Raw genomic sequence first — 21,722 nt, forward strand, 5'->3', positions numbered from 1 at the left:
GAAGCTTCATATGATAAAAGTAAAAATAATCAGAAAATTAGCTTTGGGAAACTACTATAATGAAAAGGGGTGCACTGTCTAATGAAGCAGCTAATTAATTCAATCAAAATGGCTACATTTGAGAAAGAAAGAACGGCAGTATTGCGATTAGAAATGGATTATGAATTAGCAACACTTTTTGAAGCTTTAGAACTGAAAGATGAAGAGGAAGTAAAATCTACAAAGAAAAAGCTTGAAAAAATCAGACAGGAACTTCTCAAGCTTAATGCATTTTAAGTGTGATAAATAAAGATGATAAAAGCGAACTTTACAGCAAGTAGTTAAGTTCGCTTATTGCTTTTTAAAGTAGTTCACTTGAAGTATTGCTTTTTTTTCGTTAAGCTAATGGTATTTTATACCGCTTAATAAAGAGTGGAGGATGAAAATGACTAATTGGAATGAAATACATAAACTAGCCACCACATGGGTGAAGGAAGCTGGAGAGAGAATTAAAGCTTCATTTAGTGAGGAGTTAACCATTGCAACAAAATCTCATCGTAATGACCTTGTCACTGATATGGACAAAGCAACGGAGCAATTCCTTATTGGTAAAATACATGACCATTTCCCATCTCATCGAATCTTAAGTGAAGAAGGTTTTGGTGATAAATTTGCGGATGTAAGTGGGGTCATTTGGGTGATTGATCCCATTGATGGCACAATGAATTTTATTCACCAACAAAGAAATTTTGCAATTTCCATCGGTGTATTTCAAGAGGGAGTCGGTAAAGTCGGGATGATTTATGATGTGGTACATGATGAAATGTATCATACGATTAGTGGTGAAGGTGCATATATGAATGACACGAAGCTCAATCCATTAACTGAGGGTGAAGTGAAAGATGCAATAATTGGAATCAACGCCACTTGGGTAACAAGTAATAAACGAATTGATCCTAATTACCTGAGCCCCTTAGTTAGGGATGCAAGAGGAACAAGATCGTATGGATCTGCAGCGCTTGAATTGGCATATGTTGCATCAGGCCGATTGGATGCTTATATTAGTTTACGACTCGCCCCGTGGGATTATGGTGGCGGCATGATTTTAATTAACGAAGTAGGGGGCATAACGACTAATTTAAAAGGAGAAGCCTTAAAGATTACGCCTCAAACGTCAGTATTTGTTGCACGGCCGGGTGTACATGAAGAAATCCTTCAGCAGTATTTAAACGGTGGAAATTGGTAAATGAAAAAATGGTGCCAGGCTTGTCCAGTTGGCACCATTTCTAATTTGTGATTTAGACTTTATAATTCTCCATTTTCTCGCATTTTTTTCTTTAACGTAAAGCCGCATCCCATAACAGCAACGATACCTACGATACATAGAAGAAATCCAAGCATACTTCTTTCCCCAATAGCAATACCAATTCCGCCGATACATATAGCCGCAGCAATCGCACAAGCTAATAATGGCCATTTAATATTTTTCATTTTTATCCTAACCTCCAATTTTGTACATTGGATACCTTAATCGTCCACAAAACTTATTTTACACAAAAAGAAGTTAGTTTTCTACAATATATGTGATATAATGTATCAGTTAAAGTATGAAGGCAATGATTTTTAGTCAAAAATGAAAAGAAAATAAACTGATTATATATCTTCACATAGTAAGAAGGTTTACACAATCAGCTAGGAGGAAACATAGTTGAAACATAGAGATGATATACGTAATATAGCGATTATCGCCCACGTTGACCATGGTAAAACAACTTTGGTTGACCAATTATTAAAGCAATCTGGAACATTCCGTACAAATGAACATGTAGAAGAACGCGCAATGGATTCCAACGATATTGAGAGAGAGCGTGGAATTACAATCCTTGCTAAGAATACAGCTATTAAATATCAAGATACGCGTATTAATATACTTGACACACCAGGGCACGCTGACTTTGGTGGCGAAGTAGAACGTATTATGAAAATGGTTGATGGTGTATTACTTGTAGTTGATGCATATGAAGGTTGTATGCCACAAACGCGATTTGTATTAAAAAAAGCATTAGAGCAAAATTTAACTCCAATAGTTGTTGTTAATAAAATCGATAGAGACTTTGCTCGTCCTGAAGAAGTTATTGATGAAGTCATTGATTTATTTATTGAATTAGATGCGACTGAAGAGCAATTAGAATTCCCTGTTGTTTACGCTTCTGCTATTAATGGAACAGCTAGTCTAGATCCACAAAAACAAGATGAAGATATGAAATGTTTGTATGAAGAAATTGTCAATAATATCCCAACACCAATCGATAATAGTGAAGAACCTTTACAATTCCAAGTAGCACTATTAGATTATAATGATTATGTTGGACGAATTGGAATTGGCCGTGTATTCCGCGGAACGATGAAAGTGGGCGAACAAGTTGCGTTAATGAAGCTTGATGGGTCTGTTAAACAATTCCGTGTAACAAAAATGTTTGGTTTCTTTGGTTTGAAACGCCTTGAAATTCAAGAAGCAAAAGCAGGAGACTTGATTGCTGTCTCTGGAATGGAAGATATCAATGTTGGGGAAACAGTTTGCCCTGTAGACCACCAAGACGCTCTTCCTGTATTACGAATCGATGAACCAACATTGCAAATGACTTTCCAAGTGAATAATAGTCCATTCGCTGGTAAAGAAGGAAAATATATTACGGCAAGAAAGATCGAAGAACGTTTGCATGCACAATTACAAACAGATGTAAGCTTAAGAGTTGAGGAAACGGATTCACCTGATGCATGGACAGTCTCTGGTAGAGGTGAGCTTCACTTATCTATTTTAATTGAAAATATGCGTCGAGAAGGCTTTGAACTTCAAGTTTCTAAACCAGTTGTTATTATTAAAGAAATTGATGGCGTTAAGTCTGAACCAATTGAACGCGTTCAAATTGACGTACCTGAAGAATATACTGGTGCGATTATGGAATCTATTGGTGCGCGTAAAGGTGAAATGCTAGATATGGTTAACAACGGGAACGGTCAAGTGAAATTAATTTTCCATGTCCCTGCTCGTGGATTAATCGGCTATACAACAGAATTCTTGACACAAACTCGTGGTTATGGAATCATCAACCATACTTTTGACAGCTATCAACCAATGATGCAAGGTCAAGTAGGTGGTAGAAGACAAGGGGTTCTAGTTTCCATGGAGAGTGGAAAAGCATCTACTTATGGTATCATGCAGGTAGAAGACCGTGGTACAATATTTGTAGAACCAGGCACAGAAATTTACGAAGGTATGATTGTTGGTGAGCATACACGTGAAAATGATTTAGCTGTTAATATTACAAAAGTGAAGCATGCAACGAATGTTCGTAGTGCAACGAAAGATCAAACGTCAACCATTAAAAAGCCAAGAATCATGACGCTTGAAGAAGCACTAGAATATTTAAATGACGATGAGCTTTGTGAAGTAACACCTGAATCAATTCGTCTTCGTAAAAAAATTCTGGATAAAAACGAACGAGAAAAAGCAGCTAAAAAGAAAAAATACGCTGAAGCTTAAGTACACATAGTCACTCGAAAAAAAGGAGGTAATTCATATTGCCTCCTTCCTTAATACATACTAAGGAGGATTTAGAGCATGATTGAAGATCGCCTTTCCTTTTTTGCAGCACTATATAAAGTTCATGAGAATTCAGATCTAGGGATGTGGTTGTTGTATCTCACCATTGTTGCCCTTTGTATTATTGTCTTTAAGTTAGGATTTGCTAAAAAGCTCCCTATACTTAAATCAATTATCATTTACGTATTCTTATTTATGGGATGTACAATGCTTACTTTCTTAGGGGTATTTTTACCAATTGCAGAAGGACTTGTCGTTGCTGCAGTCATTTTAATTATTTATAAAATCCGTCTTCATCAAGAAAAGAAACAACAAAGAGCCAGCGCGGAATAATGAAGTGGGGGAGATTTTAATTGAACGTGCATGATGCTATTTATAATTGGCTAACAATTAAAGTTGTGACAGATGCGAGACCAGAGGATGAAGCAGCAACCGAAACAGAAGAAATGTTTTTACAAATGTTGAAAAGTGATCATGGCATTAACGAAATCCAATATGAAAAAGCTGATTTATTCTATCATGTATCTTATCTTGATAATGAAGAGAGTAAGTCAACTAAATATCCGATTGAATTAATAGAAGTGATGTTAAAACAAATTTTAGCAGAACCCGAAAAATACAAAAACTTCCCCACAACATAAAGAAAGAACGCCACTCCAATGTGGCGTTTTTTATTGCATTGAAGTAAGTAATTTTTGGATACAAAGGTTTAAATAGCAGATTAATGAGGTGAAGCTATTCAATCGGCTCAGAAATAGAGATAAGAGTAGGAGCATCAAAACCGGTCTACCGCACTGAAAATATATTTTCGAACATAGTAACCTAAACCTGCCTTAAAATAAAGGTTACTGGACAACGATATGCATCCCATGGCACATCCATACAGAAATAGAATCACTATGTACATATGTACAGCTAGCTTCCTTATCGTTAAAATAAGATAATAAATATGATGTTCTATAAAGAAGGTGTCCATCAATAGATATTCAACATTTAAAATATTTTGTTGCAGTTGCGAATGAAGGAAGTTTTACTAAGGCGGCAGATAAAATGTTTGTTTCACAGCCGACTATTAGTAAGATGGTTAAAGGGTTAGAAGAAGAGTTGGCGGTTGTTTTATTTGAAAGAAATGGGAGGACAATTAAGTTAACAGACGTTGGTGAAAGGATTTACAATCAATCGCAGAATATAATTGATTCCTTTGCAAACCTTACAGATGAAATTAATCAGCTTAAACTGTTACAAACAGGCACAATTCAATTAGGCATGCCACCTATGGTAGGGGCAAGTTTTTTTCCTGCTGTTATTTATGCTTTTCGGAAAAAATATCCTAGAGTTAAAATCGAAATTATTGAGGACGGAGCAAGAGCATTAGAGGAAAAGGTGAAAAAAGGCATGATTGACATTGGTGTATCTGTTCTGCCTATGAATAGTGAACACTTTGATTATATTCCTTTCGCTTGTGAAAACTTAAAAGTAGTTGTGCCCATTAATCATCATTTGTCACAAAAGGAAACAGTGCGACTTCAAGAGTTAGCGAATGAAAGCTTTATCTTATATCGAAAAGACTTTACCTTACATGAAAGAATTATTGTCGAGTGTGTCCGTTCTGGATTTCAACCAAAGATTGCCTATGAGAGTGCGCAATGGGATTTTATAAGTGAGATGGTTGCTACAGGGCTTGGTGTAGCCTTATTACCAGAAAGTATATGTAAGCGTATTGATGGTAAACTTCAAACGATACCATTGATTGAGCCAGCGATTCCATGGGACCTTGCTATGATTTGGAGAAAGGAACATTACTTATCTTTTGCTGCTAGAGAGTGGGTGGCGTTTTGTAGTGAGTGGTTTAAAGAAGGGTTGGAAGAAAGTTTTGGGGAGGAAATAGATGATTCGAAATGAAGGAGATATTTTGCAGTTAATTAGAGATGATGAAGAAATGATGGCCGTATTAAAAGCAGTTAAACAACTGCAATTACCTGATTGGTGGATTTGTGCTGGTTTTGTTCGCTCAAAAGTCTGGGATACCCTCCATCATTTTCAAGAAAGGACACAATTGCCTGATGTTGATGTAATCTATTATGATAATCAGCAATTGAATGAGAACATTGAAAAACAGTATGAAAAAAAATTACATAAAATACTTCCACACATTCCTTGGTCAGTTAAGAACGAAGCGAGAATGCATTCTGTTAATAGCCTGCCGCCTTATCGATCCTCAGAGGACGCTATTGCAAAATTTCCGGAGACAGCCACCGCGATTGGAGTAAAGTTGGATAGTGAAAATCAATTAGTCATAACAGCACCATGGGGTATTGAAGACCTCATTCATCTTCGTATCAAACCGACTCCTTTTTTTGCAGCATCGAGGGAGAGAATGCAATTATATGAAAGCAGAATGATTTCAAAAGGTTGGAATAAAAGATGGCATTTTGTTCAATGAAATGAACCCCTCCGTTTTCTCATTAACGGAGGGGTTTTAAATCACCATTCTTCTTCTTCTTGTTTACTTCTATACAATTTAAAATTCCCAGTAGCTGCTCTTTCATTAGTCTTTGTTGTTATTCTGTCATTGCATTCAACACACATATAGGTGTGTATAGGTCGGTTTCTTAAACGTTTTGCTTCATATGATTCATTATCAATTGCTTCAATTTTATCACAAATAACACATTGTACTTTCATTTATATACATCCCTTTTCTAATAAACAACCATTTTCCTTATTATAAACTAGCTGTTTTTGAAAAGAAAGGATGCCGTAGTGAATTACTTATGATTATTCGATTGTTCTTCTTGATGTTTATTTAATTTATTTGATTCTTGCTCATTAAGCTGTTCTTTCGATTCTTCCGTTTCTTCTGATTTATTCGGTTCAACGATATCAGCAGGTACTTCAGGCATCAATCGACCAGATATATCAGCTAACTCATTTAAAATCCCTGTGATCGGGTGGCCATTTTCCACATCTTCTGTTACTTCCTGTAGCCTGGCATATAAATCAGGATCGGCAATAATTACAGCATTTGCACCGTAGGGGTCATGCTTTAAGCTTTCAGCAACTGCATATTTAATCGAGCCAACTTCAGAACGCTCAACGTCTTCATCAATATCAATGCCTACGATGCAATAGTCACCTAAAACGACAGCAGTTGCATCATTCACATGACGATTATCAGAAGCTAATGTGGCTAAGTGCTTAGAAGTCTCTTGTCCAGTTAATACTTCTTTTTCAGAAATGGTACTATTTTTCACATTGACCGTATGAGGTGTATCTTTATCATTTTGTGAAGATTGTGCGTTATTTTGTGCACCACACCCCGTTAAGTTGAGTACGATAAATAATGATAGTAGAACGTAAAAGTACTTCATTTTACTACCTCCATCAAGATTAAACATAAAAAAAAGTAAATGTTTATAACTAGTGTGCGAAAGTTCTTCTATCTTTATGCGATAAATCATATATTTTAAGCAAAGTTAGATTTGTCCATGTTGATAAATGAAAATGTTGAAACTAACAAGCAATGAACTATTTACGCACTAATGTATTTCTAATGGCGGGAGGCATCGGGTTGAGTAAAATATACGTGTTAGATACAAATGTCCTATTGCAGGATCCAAATTCCATTTATTCTTTTGAGGATAATGAAGTCGTTATTCCAGCTGTGGTGTTAGAAGAGGTAGATTCGAAAAAAAGATACATGGATGAAATTGGGAGGAATGCAAGGCAAGTATCAAGAATGATTGACAGTATGAGGCAGTCCGGGAAACTGCATGAGCAAATCCTCCTTGAAAATGGAGGAAGCTTACGCATCGAACTAAACCATCGTTCTTTTCACCAATTGCAAGAAATTTTTGTTGAGAAAACGAACGATAATCGGATTTTGGCTGTCGCTAAAAACCTCTCATTAGAAGAAGAGACAAAAGAAGGTGGTAGACCAGTTATTCTTGTGAGTAAAGATGCGCTTGTAAGAGTAAAGGCAGATGCTATTGGTTTACTAAGCGAAGATTTTTTAAGCGATCGTGTGATTGAAAATGATGATATATATACAGGTTTTCTTGAAGTATATCTCCATTTAGATATGGTGAATGAATTTTACAGTCAAGGAGAATTATCACTAAAAAAAATAACGAACCACGCATTCTATCCCAATCAATTTGTTATTTTAAAAGATGCGCTTGGTTCATCAGCTTCTGCACTTGGCATTGTGGATCAATCGAAAGGTAAATTGAAAAAACTCATTTTTGATTATGATCATATTTGGGGAATTAAACCAAGAAATGTACAACAAACGATGGCATTAGAACTGCTTTTACGCAGGGACTTGCCTCTTGTTACCTTAATTGGAAAAGCAGGGACTGGAAAGACATTACTTGCGCTCGCTGCAGGATTAATGCAGACTGAGGATTTAGGGGATTTTAAAAAATTACTTGTCGCACGGCCGATTGTCCCAGTTGGTAAGGACTTAGGTTTCTTACCTGGAGAAAAAGAAGAGAAATTACGGCCATGGATGCAACCGATTCATGATAATCTTGAGTATTTATTTAATGTTAAGAAGCCAGGGGAATTAGATGCCATTTTGGCAGGTATGGGTTCAATTGAAGTCGAGGCTCTTTCTTATATAAGAGGAAGAAGTATACCTGACCAATTTATTATTATTGACGAGGCACAAAATTTAACAAAGCATGAAGTAAAGACGATTTTAACAAGAGTTGGTGAAGGTAGTAAGATTGTCTTAATGGGTGATCCTGAGCAAATTGACCATCCGTATTTAGATGCCTATAATAATGGACTTACCTACGTTGTCGAAAAGTTTAAAGATCAGAAGATTGCTGGGCATGCTAAATTGATTAAAGGTGAAAGGTCAGGGCTAGCTCAATTAGCTGCTGATATCTTATAAAATTTAAGAACTACTGAAGAAAAAAGACTGAATGAGCTTAGTTGCTCAAATTCAGTCTTTTTTCTCATATAATATGGAAGTCTAGCACATTTTTAATTGGCTGACGGCGATTGCTACCATCTTTATAATAAATATGCACTGGGCCATCTTCCTTCAATGGCTTTCCTTTTAATGAAAAGGCGAGAATGAGGTTTTCTGCCTCTGCCATAGGGATACTGACTGTTTCATTCTCACAATGTACTTCTATTGTCTTGCTTTCACTATTTGGCTCTGCATTTGTAAGGAAAGGCAAGAAGGGAATCCCAAAAGTACCAGTTAAGACACGGACTTTTTCAAATTTCTTTTCTGTTTTAAGTGTTGGTGGGTATACTGCACCTTCCATAATTTCACGATCCCAATGTTTAGAGGCTGCTTTCGTATATTCCTCCTTTTCATTCGGTAACTCTTCTTCATTCTCAAAATATGTATCAAGGTCAATTTTTCGATCATCAAAAATCCATACACTTGGATCGAGTGTAATTGTATATTTGACGTTGCCTGTAATATGGATGATATCTTTCATTTTGTCATACCCCCTGCTTGTGTGACTAATATCTTTTGTCCTAATAAAGTATAACGCTTTTAACCATAAATGTCATTTCAACTCGAATGGAATATCACTAAATGTATTAAACTATAAGGAAATGTCGATGGAGAGTAGGGGTGTAATGGGTTGTCAGACAGATCAAGAATTGTTAGGAATAATTGAACAAGTGAAGCCGCTTGCTGCTAGAGGTAAAGTAGCAGATTATATTCCGGCTTTGCAGGCAGCTGATCAGTCAAATGTTTCAGCTGCTGTCTTTCATATTACTCGCGGTCGTGATGCTTGTGTTTCAGCTGGAGATATTGAACAAAAGTTCACATTACAAAGTATTTCAAAAGTAATTGTTCTAGCACTAGCATTAATTGATCAAGGATACACGAATGTATTTCAAAAAGTAGGGATGGAACCAACGGGCGATCCTTATAATTCAATGATCAAGCTTGAGACGAGCTCTCATTCTAAACCTTTGAACCCAATGATTAATGCAGGTGCATTGGCGGTTACAAGCATGGTAAGGGGAGATTCTCCCGATGAGAGGTGGCGACGTATTCTCCATTTTGTGCAATGTTTATTAGGGGGTAAAGCCATCGGTTACAATAAAGAGGTTGCAGATTCGGAATATAAGACAACAGACTTAAATCGTTCATTATGTTATTTTATGAAACAACATGGAGTAATTGATGGAGATGTCGATGAGTTAATTGATGTTTATACGAAACAATGCGCGATTGAAATGAATTGTTTAGATTTGTCAAGAATAGCAGCTGTCTTTGCAAATAATGGCCGTGATCCGCAATCAGGAAACATATTAATTGATGAGGAAATTGCAAGAATATGCAAAACATTCATGGTCACTTGCGGTATGTATAATGCTTCAGGGGAGTTTGCAATCAAAGTGGGAATCCCTGCGAAAAGTGGTGTTTCGGGTGGTATAATGGCAGTTGTGCCAGGTAAGTTAGGTATAGGCATTTTCTCGCCTGCACTAGATGAGAGAGGGAATAGTATAGCTGGTGCAGAAATATTGAAGATTATGGCAAAGAAATATCATTTTAGTATTTTTTAATCTGCGGATCTCCCCTGATTATCCTTGCTTTTTTCTTCACTTAAGTTTAAAATTTATAGATAGGATAATCGCTCGGAAACGGGGGGATTGAAAGTTGGCTTCTGAAATGGTTATTGATCATAAAGAAAGAGCTAATGCTCTATTACAGGCAGATGCTGAAAAAATATTAAAATTAATCAAAGTCCAAATGGATAATTTTACTATGCCTCAATGTCCATTATACGAAGAAGTACTTGATACGCAGATGTTTGGCTTATCTCGTGAAATTGATTTTGCTGTGAGACTTGGATTAATTGCCGATAAAGATGGAAAAGAAATTCTTGATAAACTTGAGAGAGAATTATCCATTCTACATGAAGCATCAGTAAAAAAATAAAACATATTAAAAACTCAAGCTAAGGATATTAGCTTGAGTTTTTTTATTTGTTAGAACTTGGTTAAGAGGAGAGTGGATAAGAAGAAATATAGGTTATGCTGCTTTATAAATGATAGGCAATATTATGCTGAACTATGAAACTGAATCTATTAATTAAGCATATATAGTAGACAAAAAGATAATTATGATGTATAAATATATTAATTAGTATGTCACATTGAATAGAATAATACAGAACAATGATCTAATCATTTATCGCGTTACGTTTTAATTACATTCCTTTTTATCTTTATTTTGGCAGGAAAATGAATGCTATAGTAGAATAAATATACTACTTAAGAGAATAAAGGAAGAGGCATATGTTTAAAAAAATTCTAAAATCTTATGATTATTCATTGATCGTTGTATTAGGTCTTTTATGTATTTTTGGACTGGTTATGGTATATAGTTCAAGCATGGTGACTGCTGTCCAACATAATGAAGTTGCTAGTGACTACTTTTATGATAAACAAAGAACACATTTAATTTTTGGTACGATTGCTTTTATTATTGCGGCCCTATTCCCATATAAAGCATATAAAAGTAACAAGTTTCTCATTCCAATCGTTTTCTTTTCATTTTTTGGATTGTTACTTGTATCGATAATCGGGAACGCAGTTAATAACGCACAAAGTTGGATTGATTTAGGCACCCGTTCTATTCAGCCATCGGAGTTTGTAAAGGTTATTGTTATTGTTTATTTGTCTGCAGTTTATGCCAAGAAACAATCTTATATTAATGAATTTAATAAGGGAGTTGTACCACCGCTTGTTTATTTGATTCTCGTTTGTGGTCTGATCGCGATGGAGCCGGATTATGGAACGGCAGGAATTATCTTTTTAATTGGTCTAGCGATTATTTTATCTTCTGGTATGAATATGAAAAACCTTTTAAAATTAGCTGGTATTGGTGCTATTTTTTTAATTCCAATGATGATTATTTTAAGAGATAAAATCTTTACAGATACTAGGCTTGCAAGGTTCGATTTCCTTCATCCGTTTGAAGCTGAAGGAGGATATCAGTTATCCAACGCATTTATCGCCCTTGGTAATGGTGGATTAAGTGGTTTAGGGTTAGGACAAAGTATTCAAAAAATGGGCTACTTACCGGAGGCTCATACAGATTTTATTATGGCGGTTATCGTTGAGGAATTGGGTATTTTTGGTGTTTTATTTGTGCTATTTGCATTAGGTTTCATCGTACTAAAAGGCATATTCGTAGCGCTCAAATGTAAAGACGCATTTGGAAGTTTATTGGCTATTGGTGTTTCAAGTATGGTTGGTATTCAAACGTTTATTAACCTTGGTGGTATATCAGGAGTCATTCCTTTAACAGGGGTGCCATTACCTTTTATAAGCTATGGTGGATCATCCTTATTAGTACTTATGGTATCAATGGGAATATTAGTGAATGTATCAATGTTTGTAAACTATGAAAAGAAATATAAAGATAAAGAAGAACAAAATGTAACGACTGACAAACCGGTAAAGACAACAGCAAGTATGAGCGGTCGTTTTACATATAATAGACGATAAAAATATACGGGGTGTTATTATGGGTCAAAAAATTAGCAAAGTATTAGTCGCCAATCGTGGAGAAATAGCCATTCGTGTTTTTCGTGCCTGTACGGAATTAAATATCCGTACAGTTGCGATTTATTCAAAAGAAGACTCAGGATCCTATCATCGATACAAAGCAGATGAAGCATACCTTGTTGGTGAAGGTAAGAAACCGATTGATGCTTACCTTGATATCGAGGGTATTCTTAAAATTGCAAAAGATAGTGGTGTTGATGCGATTCACCCTGGTTATGGCTTTTTATCAGAGAATATTCAGTTCGCTAGAAGATGTGAAGAAGAAGGAATCAAGTTTATTGGACCTGAATCTAAACACTTAGATATGTTTGGAGATAAAGTGAAGGCGAGATCACAAGCGCAAATTGCGAATATTCCGGTTATTCCTGGTTCTGATGGACCGGTGCAAGCTGTGGAAGAAGTAGAGCAATTCGGGAGAGATTACGGCTATCCAATCATTATTAAAGCCTCCCTTGGCGGTGGTGGCCGAGGAATGAGAATTGTTAAAAGTGCTGAAGAAGTAAGAGAAGCATATAATCGTGCCAAATCTGAAGCAAAAGCGGCATTTGGAAATGATGAAGTTTATGTCGAGAAATTCGTACAAAATCCGAAACATATAGAAGTGCAAATTATTGGTGATCAACACGGCAATATTGTTCACCTGTTTGAACGTGATTGTTCTGTACAAAGACGTCACCAGAAAGTTGTCGAAGTCGCACCATGTGTATCGTTAGACGAGGAATTAAGAGGACGTATTTGTGAAGCAGCCGTACAACTAATGAAGAATGTGGATTATATCAACGCTGGAACAGTTGAATTCCTTGTTTCAGGTGATGAGTTTTATTTCATCGAAGTAAATCCTCGTGTCCAAGTTGAACATACCATCACTGAAATGATTACAGGTATTGATATCGTCCAAACACAGATATTAGTTGCAGAAGGATATGAATTACACAGTGAAAAAATTGGGATTCCAGATCAAACAGAGATCAAAACAATGGGATATGCGATTCAATCTCGGGTTACTACAGAGGATCCTTTAAACAACTTTATGCCGGATACAGGAAGACTAATGGCTTATCGTAGTGGTGGAGGATTCGGTGTTCGTCAAGATGCTGGTAATGCATACCAAGGTGCAGTAATCACACCACATTATGATTCATTATTGGTGAAACTTTCAACTCATGCCCTTACTTTTGAGCAAGCTGCATCAAAAATGGTTCGAAACTTGCAGGAATTTAGAATTAGAGGGATTAAAACGAATATTCCATTTTTGGAAAATGTCGTAAAACATAAAAACTTTTTGACAGGTGAATATAATACATCATTTATTGATCGTTCACCAGAATTGTTTATTTTTCCAAAAAGAAAAGACCGTGGAACAAAAATGTTATCTTACATTGGTAACGTAACGGTCAATGGTTTCCCTGGAATTGAAAAACAGAAGAAACCGGCATTTGATCAACCAAGAATGCCAAAAATTATTTTACCAAATGAGTATCAATCTGGTACGAAGCAAGTACTTGAAGAACGGGGCGCTGAAGGTCTTGTGTCATGGATTAAGGAACAAAAAAATGTTCTATTAACAGATACGACTTTTAGAGATGCCCACCAATCCTTATTAGCAACAAGAGTTAGAACAAAGGATTTACAAAATATTGCTGAACCAACTGCAAAACTACTGCCACAAATGTTTTCTTCTGAAATGTGGGGCGGCGCGACATTTGATGTAGCTTATCGCTTTTTGAAAGAAGATCCATGGGAAAGATTATTAACATTGAGACAAAAGATGCCGAACATTCTCTTGCAAATGTTATTAAGGGCTTCTAATGCCGTAGGATATAAAAATTATGCGGATAATGTTATTCAAGAGTTTGTAGAAAAGTCAGCACATGCAGGAATTGATGTCTTCCGTATTTTCGATAGTTTAAACTGGGTAAAAGGTATGGAAGTAGCGATTGACGCTGTTAGACAGACAGGCAAAATTGCTGAGGCAGCCATTTGTTACACAGGGGATATTTCTGATAAATCAAGAAAGAAATATGATCTAGCGTATTATAAAGAGTTGGCTAAAGAACTTGAGAATCAAGGTGCACATATTCTAGGGATTAAGGATATGGCTGGATTATTGAAGCCACAATCAGCATATGAGCTTATCTCTGAATTGAAAGAAACTGTAGATATTCCAATTCATTTGCATACGCATGATACGAGTGGTAACGGGATTTTCACTTATGCAAAAGCAATCGAGGCTGGCGTTGATATTGTTGATGTTGCCTTAAGTACGATGGCTGGGTTAACCTCTCAACCTAGTGCAAACACATTATATTATGCGTTAGAAGGGTCAGAAAGACAACCTGACATGAATGTGAATGCTTTAGAACAACTTTCCTATTATTGGGAAGATGTACGTAAATATTATCAAGAATTTGAAAGTGGTATGAAAGCACCTCATACGGAAATTTATCAACATGAAATGCCTGGAGGGCAATATAGTAATCTTCAGCAACAGGCGAAAGCAGTTGGACTAGGTGAGAAATGGGATGAAGTAAAAGGGATGTATTCTCGCGTCAACCACATGTTTGGTGATATTGTAAAAGTGACACCGTCATCAAAGGTTGTAGGAGATATGGCTCTATACATGGTACAAAATCAATTAGATGAAGAAGCGGTTATTCAAAAAGGTGCTTCATTAGACTTTCCTGATTCTGTTGTCGAGCTGTTTGAAGGTTATTTAGGACAACCGTATCAAGGATTCCCTAAAGATCTACAAAAGGCGATATTGAAAAATAGAGAAGCCATTACCGTTAGGCCTGGAGAACTGTTAGAACCTGTTGATTTTGATGAAATCAAAGCGACTTTATATAAACAATTAGGTAGAGAAGTGACAAGTTTTGATGCAATTGCCTATGCACTTTATCCAAAGGTATTCATGGATTACCACAAAACATATACGCAATTTGGTGATGTTTCTGTTCTTGATACACCTACATTCTTATACGGTATGAACTTAGGTGAAGAAATTGAAGTGGAGATTGAAAAAGGTAAAACGCTTATTGTTAAATTGGTGTCAATTGGTCAAGCACGAGCAGATGGAACGAGAGTGATTTATTTCGAACTCAATGGACAACCTCGTGAAGTGGTGATAAAAGATGAAAGTATTAAATCTTCCGTTGCAACGAAAGTGAAGGCGGACCCTCACAATGAAACACATATTGCTGCGACAATGCCTGGAACCGTTATTAAGGCAGTAGTAAACAAAGGTGATATTGTTAATCAAGGTGACCACTTGATGATTACTGAGGCGATGAAAATGGAAACAACTGTACAAGCTCCATTTACAGGCACAATCAAAGAAATTTATGCCACTGATGGAGAATCGATTGCTACGGGTGATCTTTTAATTGAATTAGCGCGATCATAACAAAAAAACTTTTCCTCTTTCTAAGAGGAAAAGTTTTTTTGTTTGCTCACATTTACTTACATCAAACTTTTAAAAAATTTATGATAACGGAACATTTTTGTCTTTTTTGTTATCCGTTTTTCTTGATTGAGCCAATTCATTCGCTTTGCTTCTTGTAGTCAGAAGAATAAAGTAGCTTAACACCCCAAACAAGCAAGAAATAAAAAATGCATGGGCGAGCGCAATGTACAAGTTTAATTGGGTAATTACAACTAGTGCGCCAGCAATGACTTGTAAACTGACTAAAATAAACGAGATAATCCAGCCTCTATAAATAACAGGCTGATCCTTATAATGTTTGAGTGCTAGTATCATGATATATGTAATCCAAATAAATATTAAACCAGCTGCTGCACGATGTCCCATCTGAATCCATTCATACATATTCAGCGGAAGACCGATGGCATCATTTCTACAGAAAGGCCAATCGAAACAAACCAAACTAGCATTTACATGTCTTACGAGCGCACCTGTATAAACAACGATATAACTATAGAGCGTAACCCCGATAATATGGCGTTTCATTCGTTGATCAATAACAAGTTTTTCTGCTTGAAACTTTTTATCCACTTCGAATATTAACAAAGTAAGTAATAGAACGGCGGCAAAGGAAATTAAAGAGATCCCGAAATGGAGTGCCATTACAAAATCAGATTGTCCCCACATGACTGCAGCTGCACCGATTAGTGCCTGCAATACTAGAAAAATGACAGATGAAATAGCTAGAAATTTAGTTTCTCTTACATGACCAATCTTTTTCCATGACCAAATGGCTAAAATGAGAACCATAAGTCCGACAGAACCTGAAACAAGTCTATGAGCGAGCTCAATAATTAATTCGGGTGATATATTGCTTGGGATAAATTCACCGTGACATAATGGCCATGATGCCCCGCAGCCGTCTCCCGAATCTGTCTTTGTAACTAATGCCCCGCCTAATAGAATGAGTAGCATGCCTATTGTTGTTAGGACAGCGAACCATTTTAATGATCGTTGCAAAACTTTCACCCTCTTCTGAATGTATAGGTATGTATGAGCGCTTTGGCTTTAAGAACATAAAGTCTTCACTGATACCATATAAATGATGGTATTTGCCAAAATATTGTGTAGATTTTATGTTTAATTTCTTAGTTTAAAAGAGATTCAGTTGCGATTTAACTAAATGTGAAAAAATAACGTCTATGTATACTCACTTTTTTGATACTACAGGATTCATCAAAATATTACAATACTTATAAAAATTCTCCCGTATTCATCCTTATTTCCCTTGAAAACATCGGTTTTGTCTGCTAGAAATATAGTTGTCATGAAAATATGTATAAAAAGCTGAAGTTGTGTAATTACCTTAATTTATCATTTAATGAAAAAATTATTAACTTAATTATCTCAGAAAAGTGATGAATATATAATGAAAAACAAACTTCTGACACAAATTAGTCATAATTAATTCTAGAAAATTTCACAAAATAACTAAAAAATGTGATTTAATATACAGTGAATGCATCACATTTGTTTAGGGGAATTGTAAGTGTTTTGGAATTTATTTTAACTGCTTTGGTGAATTTAATGACAAATATGGTAAAGTAAACTAATTTGCTTTATAGTGGAGATAGTGCTTAACTTTTAATCTGTCATTAAATGGCCTCCAGTATCACATACTTAAAAGGAATGGGATGAAAACGAAAATAGCTTGAAATCTGTCTGAGATTTTTTTAATAATCTGGATATTATGTTTACTTAAATACATAGCTAACACAAAAGAGATTACTTACATAATTAAAAAGTGAACATAATAGTAAAGAAGACAAGCTTTTAAGAAAGTTGTTTTCTAAGATAGGAATACCTTTTCCAAAGTTTGTAACAATATGATTAGAAGTATGTGCTGGGCTTTACTTATTATTACTGGTGAAGTAGTTCATTTTTCAGTTGTTGGGAGATTCTCTCTTGTTGAGAGATTTATCCATATTAAGTTTTAGCACTCAAAGAAATTTTCATGAAAGAGGGGTATGAATAAGCTATGAAAAGGCTTGCAAAAGGGCGTCTGCTATTTATGTTAGCTGTAACGACGTTATTTCTAGCCGGCTGTGGTGAACCATTTATATCGACACTACAACCAGCGGGTGAAGTTGCGCAAACACAATATGACCTTATGCTATTGAGTACATTCATTATGGTTGGAGTCATTATTGTCGTGACAGTCATTTTCCTTATCGTACTGTTTAAGTTTCGTCGTAAAGACGATAAGATCCCTAAACAAGTTGAAGGAAGTCACAAATTAGAGATTATCTGGACTGTTATACCAATTTTATTACTTCTAGTTTTAGCTGTACCGACTGTTGCAGCTACGTTTGATTTAGCTGATGTTTCTCCTATGGAAGAAAAGAATGAAGATGGGAAAACAGATGTAACGGTGGTAAATGTTAAAGCAAATCTTTATTGGTGGGAGTTCGAATATCCGAATCAAGGTATCGTCACTAGTCAGGAGCTAGTTGTTCCTACTGACGAAAAAGTATATTTCAATCTATTATCGACAGATGTGAAACACTCATTCTGGATTCCAGCTGCTGGTGGTAAGTTGGATACCAATACTGAAAATACGAATAAGTTTTGGTTAGAATTTAATAGTGAGAAAGCTGATGAAGTTGGTAATATTTTTTATGGGAAATGTGCTGAGCTTTGCGGACCATCCCATGCATTAATGGACTTTAAAGTAAAAGCTATTTCAAAAGATGATTTTAATGCTTGGGCTGAAGATTTAGCTTCAATGGAAGAAGCAGCTCAACCTGAAACTGCGTCTGCAGAACAAGGGCAAGAAATCTTTAATCAAAGCTGTATTGGGTGTCATGCGGTTACGCCTACAGGAGCAAATGCTGTTGGTCCTAACTTGACAACTTTTGGTGACCGTACGCATATAGCTGGATATTTAAAGCACACAGAAGAGAATCTGAAAGCTTGGATAAAAGATCCGGAAGAATTCAAACCTGGAAATAAAATGACAGGTCAATATGGTAACCTTTCAGATGAAGAAATTGATGCATTAACAGATTACTTAATGGGCCTTAAAGTTGAGGATTGATAAGGCGATATGCGTTTAATAAGGAGGTAAAATTGTGAGTACCTATGCTCAGAAAAAAGGTGTTGGCGCCGTTTTATGGGATTACTTAACAACTGTTGACCATAAAAAAATTGCCATCCTTTATCTAATTGCTGGTGGATTTTTCTTCCTAGTCGGTGGACTAGAGGCAATGTTTATCCGTATCCAGCTAGCCGTACCAGGCAATGATTTTGTAAGTGCTGGAGTATATAATGAAATACTCACTATGCACGGTACAACAATGATTTTCTTGGCAGCGATGCCGTTGATATTCGCATTTATGAATGCGGTTATGCCACTACAAATTGGGGCACGTGATGTTGCATTCCCTTTCCTTAACTCTTTAGGGTTCTGGTTGTTTTTCTTTGGTGGTGTATTCCTAAACCTTTCATGGTTTTTAGGAGGAGCTCCTGATGCTGGTTGGACTTCTTATGCTTCGCTCTCACTTGCATCAGAAGGTCACGGGATAGACTTTTACGTACTAGGATTACAAATCTCAGGTGCGGGTACATTAATAGGGGGGATTAACTTCCTTGTAACGATTATTAATATGCGTGCACCGGGAATGACTTATATGCGTATGCCGTTATTTACATGGACAACGTTTGTAACGTCAGCATTAATCCTATTCGCATTCCCTCCATTAACTGTAGCACTTTTCTTAATGCTTTTTGATCGTTTATTTGGAGGAAATTTCTTTAACCCAGATATGGGTGGTAACACAATTATTTGGGAGCATTTATTCTGGATTTTTGGTCACCCAGAAGTGTATATCTTAGTATTACCAGCTTTTGGTATCTTTTCAGAAATTTTTGCGATTTTCTCGAGAAAAAGATTGTTTGGTTATTCATCCATGGTATTCGCTACCGTGTTAATCGGATTTTTAGGATTCATGGTATGGGCTCACCATATGTTTACAACGGGATTAGGTCCAATCGCTAATGCGATTTTCTCTGTTGCAACAATGGCAATCGCTGTTCCGACGGGGATAAAAATATTCAACTGGCTCTTTACAATGTGGGGCGGTAGTATTAAATTTACAACCCCAATGTTATATGCGATAGCCTTTATTCCAACCTTTACAATGGGTGGAGTAACAGGTGTTATGCTCGCGTCAGCTGCACAGGATTATCAGTTCCATGATAGTTACTTTGTTGTTGCTCACTTCCATTATGTTATTGTTGGTGGGGTAGTCTTCGCATTACTTGGCGGTTTACATCTATATTGGCCGAAGATGTTTGGCACAATGTTAAACGAAGCTCTTGGTAAAATAACATTCTGGTTATTTTTAATTGGCTTCCATTTAACCTTCTTTATTCAACATTTCTTAGGTTTAATGGGAATGCCGCGTCGTATCTTTACGTTTAATAGTGGTCAAGGATTTGATATGGCAAACATGGTAAGTACTGTTGGTGCCTTCTTTATGGCGGTAGCAACCATCGTATTATTAATTAATATTGTGATGACAATTGCGAAGAACGAAAAAGTTGGTGGCGATCCATGGGGTGACGGTCGTACACTTGAATGGGCCTTACCATCACCACCACCGTTTTATAACTTTAAACAGCTACCACTTGTACGTGGTTTAGATGCATTCTGGATTGAGAAAATGGAAGGTAATAAAGAGATGACACCGGCAGAGCCAATAGGTGACATTCATATGCCTAACAATTCTTTCGTTCCATTTGTTATTTCACTCGGATTGTTTATCGCAGCATTCGGTGCAATGTACCATAATGAACATTCTTGGGGCATCCCAGTACTTATTATCGGCATGTTGGTTGTCTTTGGTTCTATGTTCTTTAGATCAGTTAAAGATGACCACGGATATCATATTCATAAAGAGGAATTAATGGATGATGATAAAGGGGGTAAGGCATAATGAAGGCAGATGAAAAATTCACATATGAAACATGGCCTGCAGCGCCTGAAAAGCAAACCCTCGATGGAAAAAATAAATTTTTAGGTTTCTGGCTATTCCTTGGTGGTGAAACTGTTTTATTTGCGACTTTATTTGCGACTTATTTAGCATTAAAAGATCGTGTACCAAACAGTGACCATTATTTAGCCAAAGATCTTTTTGAAATACCATTGGTGTTTGTTATGACAATGTTGTTATTAACAAGCTCACTAACAAGTGTTTATGCAATGTACCATATGAAGAATTTTAACTTCAAAAAAATGCAGTTATGGTTAGGCATTACCGTATTACTCGGTTTAGCATTCCTTGGTTTTGAAGTTTACGAATTTAACCATTATGTACATGAATACCATCATACATTTACGAGTTCAGCATTTGGTACAGCTTTCTATACCCTTGTTGGCTTCCATGGGGCTCACGTTGCATTTGGTCTTGCATGGATCATTACATTAATGGTACGTAATGCAAAACGTGGATTAGACCTTTATACAGCACCAAAGTTTTATGTTGCAAGTTTATACTGGCACTTTATTGATGTTGTATGGGTATTTATCTTTACGGTTGTATATTTAATGGGAATGGTGGGATAACTGATGGCAAATGAAGAATTAAACTCAGGTAACCCAAAAGTTGACATTGAATATCGTCGCAGAAAAAGCGCAGAGGAAATGAGATATCAGGTAGTTTCATTTGCAATGATGATCTTTTTAACATTTGTGGCTTTCATTGCTGTTGGCTATGATATTTCTGGATGGTTTACCATTCCGTTTATCTTAGTTCTAGCAATCATTCAAGTAGGCTTTCAACTATATTATTTCATGCATATGAGCCATAAAGGACATGAAGCTCCTGCATTGTTCCTGTACTCAGGCGTCTTTGTAGCTTTCATTACTCTGCTGGCATTCGTGACAATTATTTGGTGGTAAAATTAAAAAAACGGCTGATGAATATCAGTCGTTTTTTTTATGTGAAAAATGGTCAAATAACACTGCTCATTATTTCAAGTAAAGATGAATGACAAAATAGAGCTACAATTCTTAAAAATTTATGACAGTTACAACAATCAAGGTAAGATGTTGACAACGATTCCATAAAGTGGGTTGCCACGGTCTTTAAGACAAGCGTA

21 protein-coding genes are annotated in these 21,722 nt (G+C 36.2%); 16 read left to right on the forward strand and 5 right to left on the reverse strand.

Annotated elements, in window-relative coordinates:
* The first annotated feature begins 81 nt into the window (after positions 1-81).
* Together MHH73_RS08785 and MHH73_RS08790 are read left to right on the forward strand one after the other, a co-directional pair.
* On the forward strand, positions 82-276 hold the full coding sequence (locus MHH73_RS08785) for a hypothetical protein (RefSeq protein WP_095369670.1): 195 nt from the start codon (positions 82-84) through the stop codon (positions 274-276).
* 148 nt (positions 277-424) lie between these two features.
* Positions 425-1,225 (forward strand): inositol monophosphatase family protein, encoded by an 801-nt coding sequence (locus MHH73_RS08790; protein ID WP_191812494.1) that lies wholly within the window; start codon positions 425-427, stop codon positions 1,223-1,225.
* Between the two features lie 59 nt (positions 1,226-1,284).
* Here the strand turns inward: MHH73_RS08790 and MHH73_RS08795 are convergent, their stop codons facing one another.
* On the reverse strand, positions 1,285-1,470 hold the full coding sequence (locus MHH73_RS08795; RefSeq protein WP_191812492.1) for a DUF5325 family protein: 186 nt from the start codon (positions 1,468-1,470) through the stop codon (positions 1,285-1,287).
* Between the two features lie 217 nt (positions 1,471-1,687).
* Between MHH73_RS08795 and typA the strand changes: the two genes are divergently transcribed.
* From typA to MHH73_RS08820, 5 genes are all read left to right on the forward strand, one after another.
* Positions 1,688-3,523: a translational GTPase TypA gene (typA, locus tag MHH73_RS08800; protein WP_095369667.1), complete on the forward strand. Its 1,836-nt coding sequence runs from the start codon at positions 1,688-1,690 to the stop codon at positions 3,521-3,523.
* 78 nt (positions 3,524-3,601) lie between these two features.
* A complete protein-coding gene (locus MHH73_RS08805; protein WP_191812487.1) occupies positions 3,602-3,916 on the forward strand; it encodes a YlaH-like family protein in 315 nt (104 codons plus the stop codon).
* A 26-nt stretch (positions 3,917-3,942) separates the two neighbouring features.
* Complete coding sequence (locus MHH73_RS08810) at positions 3,943-4,224, forward strand: hypothetical protein (protein ID WP_318245460.1); 282 nt, start codon at positions 3,943-3,945, stop codon at positions 4,222-4,224.
* A gap of 337 nt (positions 4,225-4,561) precedes the next feature.
* Entirely contained in the window at positions 4,562-5,485 is a 924-nt protein-coding gene (locus MHH73_RS08815; RefSeq protein ID WP_341069720.1) for a LysR family transcriptional regulator, read from the forward strand.
* On the forward strand, positions 5,472-6,026 hold the full coding sequence (locus MHH73_RS08820; RefSeq protein WP_191812483.1) for a nucleotidyltransferase family protein: 555 nt from the start codon (positions 5,472-5,474) through the stop codon (positions 6,024-6,026). Before MHH73_RS08815 ends, MHH73_RS08820 begins: the two co-directional genes overlap by 14 nt.
* Before the next feature lie 41 nt (positions 6,027-6,067).
* On the opposite strand, the gene MHH73_RS08825 is transcribed toward MHH73_RS08820, so the two are convergent.
* Positions 6,068-6,268, reverse strand: coding sequence for a YlaI family protein (locus MHH73_RS08825; RefSeq protein ID WP_191812481.1), 201 nt, complete (start codon positions 6,266-6,268; stop codon positions 6,068-6,070).
* An 83-nt stretch (positions 6,269-6,351) separates the two neighbouring features.
* A complete protein-coding gene (locus tag MHH73_RS08830) occupies positions 6,352-6,954 on the reverse strand; it encodes a YhcN/YlaJ family sporulation lipoprotein (RefSeq protein ID WP_341066210.1) in 603 nt (200 codons plus the stop codon).
* 182 nt (positions 6,955-7,136) lie between these two features.
* Between MHH73_RS08830 and MHH73_RS08835 the strand changes: the two genes are divergently transcribed.
* Positions 7,137-8,483 (forward strand): PhoH family protein, encoded by a 1,347-nt coding sequence (locus MHH73_RS08835; RefSeq protein WP_225230503.1) that lies wholly within the window; start codon positions 7,137-7,139, stop codon positions 8,481-8,483.
* 64 nt (positions 8,484-8,547) lie between these two features.
* On the opposite strand, the gene MHH73_RS08840 is transcribed toward MHH73_RS08835, so the two are convergent.
* Positions 8,548-9,045 carry a peptidyl-prolyl cis-trans isomerase gene (locus MHH73_RS08840; protein WP_341066213.1) on the reverse strand — a complete coding sequence of 166 codons (498 nt, stop codon included), beginning with the start codon at positions 9,043-9,045 and terminating at the stop codon, positions 8,548-8,550.
* 145 nt (positions 9,046-9,190) lie between these two features.
* Between MHH73_RS08840 and glsA the strand changes: the two genes are divergently transcribed.
* From glsA to pyc, 4 genes are all read left to right on the forward strand, one after another.
* Positions 9,191-10,129 carry a glutaminase A gene (gene glsA / locus MHH73_RS08845; protein WP_191812475.1) on the forward strand — a complete coding sequence of 313 codons (939 nt, stop codon included), beginning with the start codon at positions 9,191-9,193 and terminating at the stop codon, positions 10,127-10,129.
* A gap of 94 nt (positions 10,130-10,223) precedes the next feature.
* The gene (locus MHH73_RS08850; protein WP_341066217.1) at positions 10,224-10,505 is read left to right on the forward strand and encodes a YlaN family protein; all 282 of its coding nucleotides are present in this window, start codon (positions 10,224-10,226) and stop codon (positions 10,503-10,505) included.
* A 359-nt stretch (positions 10,506-10,864) separates the two neighbouring features.
* Positions 10,865-12,079, forward strand: coding sequence for an FtsW/RodA/SpoVE family cell cycle protein (locus MHH73_RS08855; RefSeq protein ID WP_341066219.1), 1,215 nt, complete (start codon positions 10,865-10,867; stop codon positions 12,077-12,079).
* 19 nt (positions 12,080-12,098) lie between these two features.
* Positions 12,099-15,542, forward strand: coding sequence for a pyruvate carboxylase (gene pyc, locus MHH73_RS08860; protein ID WP_341066222.1), 3,444 nt, complete (start codon positions 12,099-12,101; stop codon positions 15,540-15,542).
* Positions 15,543-15,620: 78 nt separating this feature from the next.
* On the opposite strand, the gene MHH73_RS08865 is transcribed toward pyc, so the two are convergent.
* Positions 15,621-16,580, reverse strand: coding sequence for a COX15/CtaA family protein (locus MHH73_RS08865; RefSeq protein ID WP_191812469.1), 960 nt, complete (start codon positions 16,578-16,580; stop codon positions 15,621-15,623).
* A gap of 1,018 nt (positions 16,581-17,598) precedes the next feature.
* On the opposite strand from MHH73_RS08865, the gene coxB reads away from it, so the two are divergent.
* The 4 genes from coxB to ctaF are packed head-to-tail and all read left to right on the forward strand — an operon-like array spanning position 17,599 to position 21,522.
* Positions 17,599-18,657 (forward strand): cytochrome c oxidase subunit II, encoded by a 1,059-nt coding sequence (gene coxB, locus MHH73_RS08870; protein ID WP_341066225.1) that lies wholly within the window; start codon positions 17,599-17,601, stop codon positions 18,655-18,657.
* A gap of 34 nt (positions 18,658-18,691) precedes the next feature.
* A complete protein-coding gene (gene ctaD / locus MHH73_RS08875) occupies positions 18,692-20,557 on the forward strand; it encodes a cytochrome c oxidase subunit I (RefSeq protein ID WP_191812465.1) in 1,866 nt (621 codons plus the stop codon).
* Positions 20,557-21,186, forward strand: a complete 630-nt coding sequence (locus MHH73_RS08880) for a cytochrome (ubi)quinol oxidase subunit III (protein ID WP_191812463.1) — start codon at positions 20,557-20,559, stop codon at positions 21,184-21,186. Before ctaD ends, MHH73_RS08880 begins: the two co-directional genes overlap by 1 nt.
* 3 nt (positions 21,187-21,189) lie before the next feature.
* Positions 21,190-21,522 carry a cytochrome c oxidase subunit IVB gene (gene ctaF / locus MHH73_RS08885; protein WP_191812461.1) on the forward strand — a complete coding sequence of 111 codons (333 nt, stop codon included), beginning with the start codon at positions 21,190-21,192 and terminating at the stop codon, positions 21,520-21,522.
* The last annotated feature ends 200 nt before the right edge of the window (positions 21,523-21,722 follow it).

The sequence above is a fragment of the Cytobacillus sp. FSL K6-0265 genome (genome assembly GCF_038003465.1).
Lineage (GTDB): Bacteria > Bacillota > Bacilli > Bacillales > Cytobacillaceae > Cytobacillus > Cytobacillus stercorigallinarum.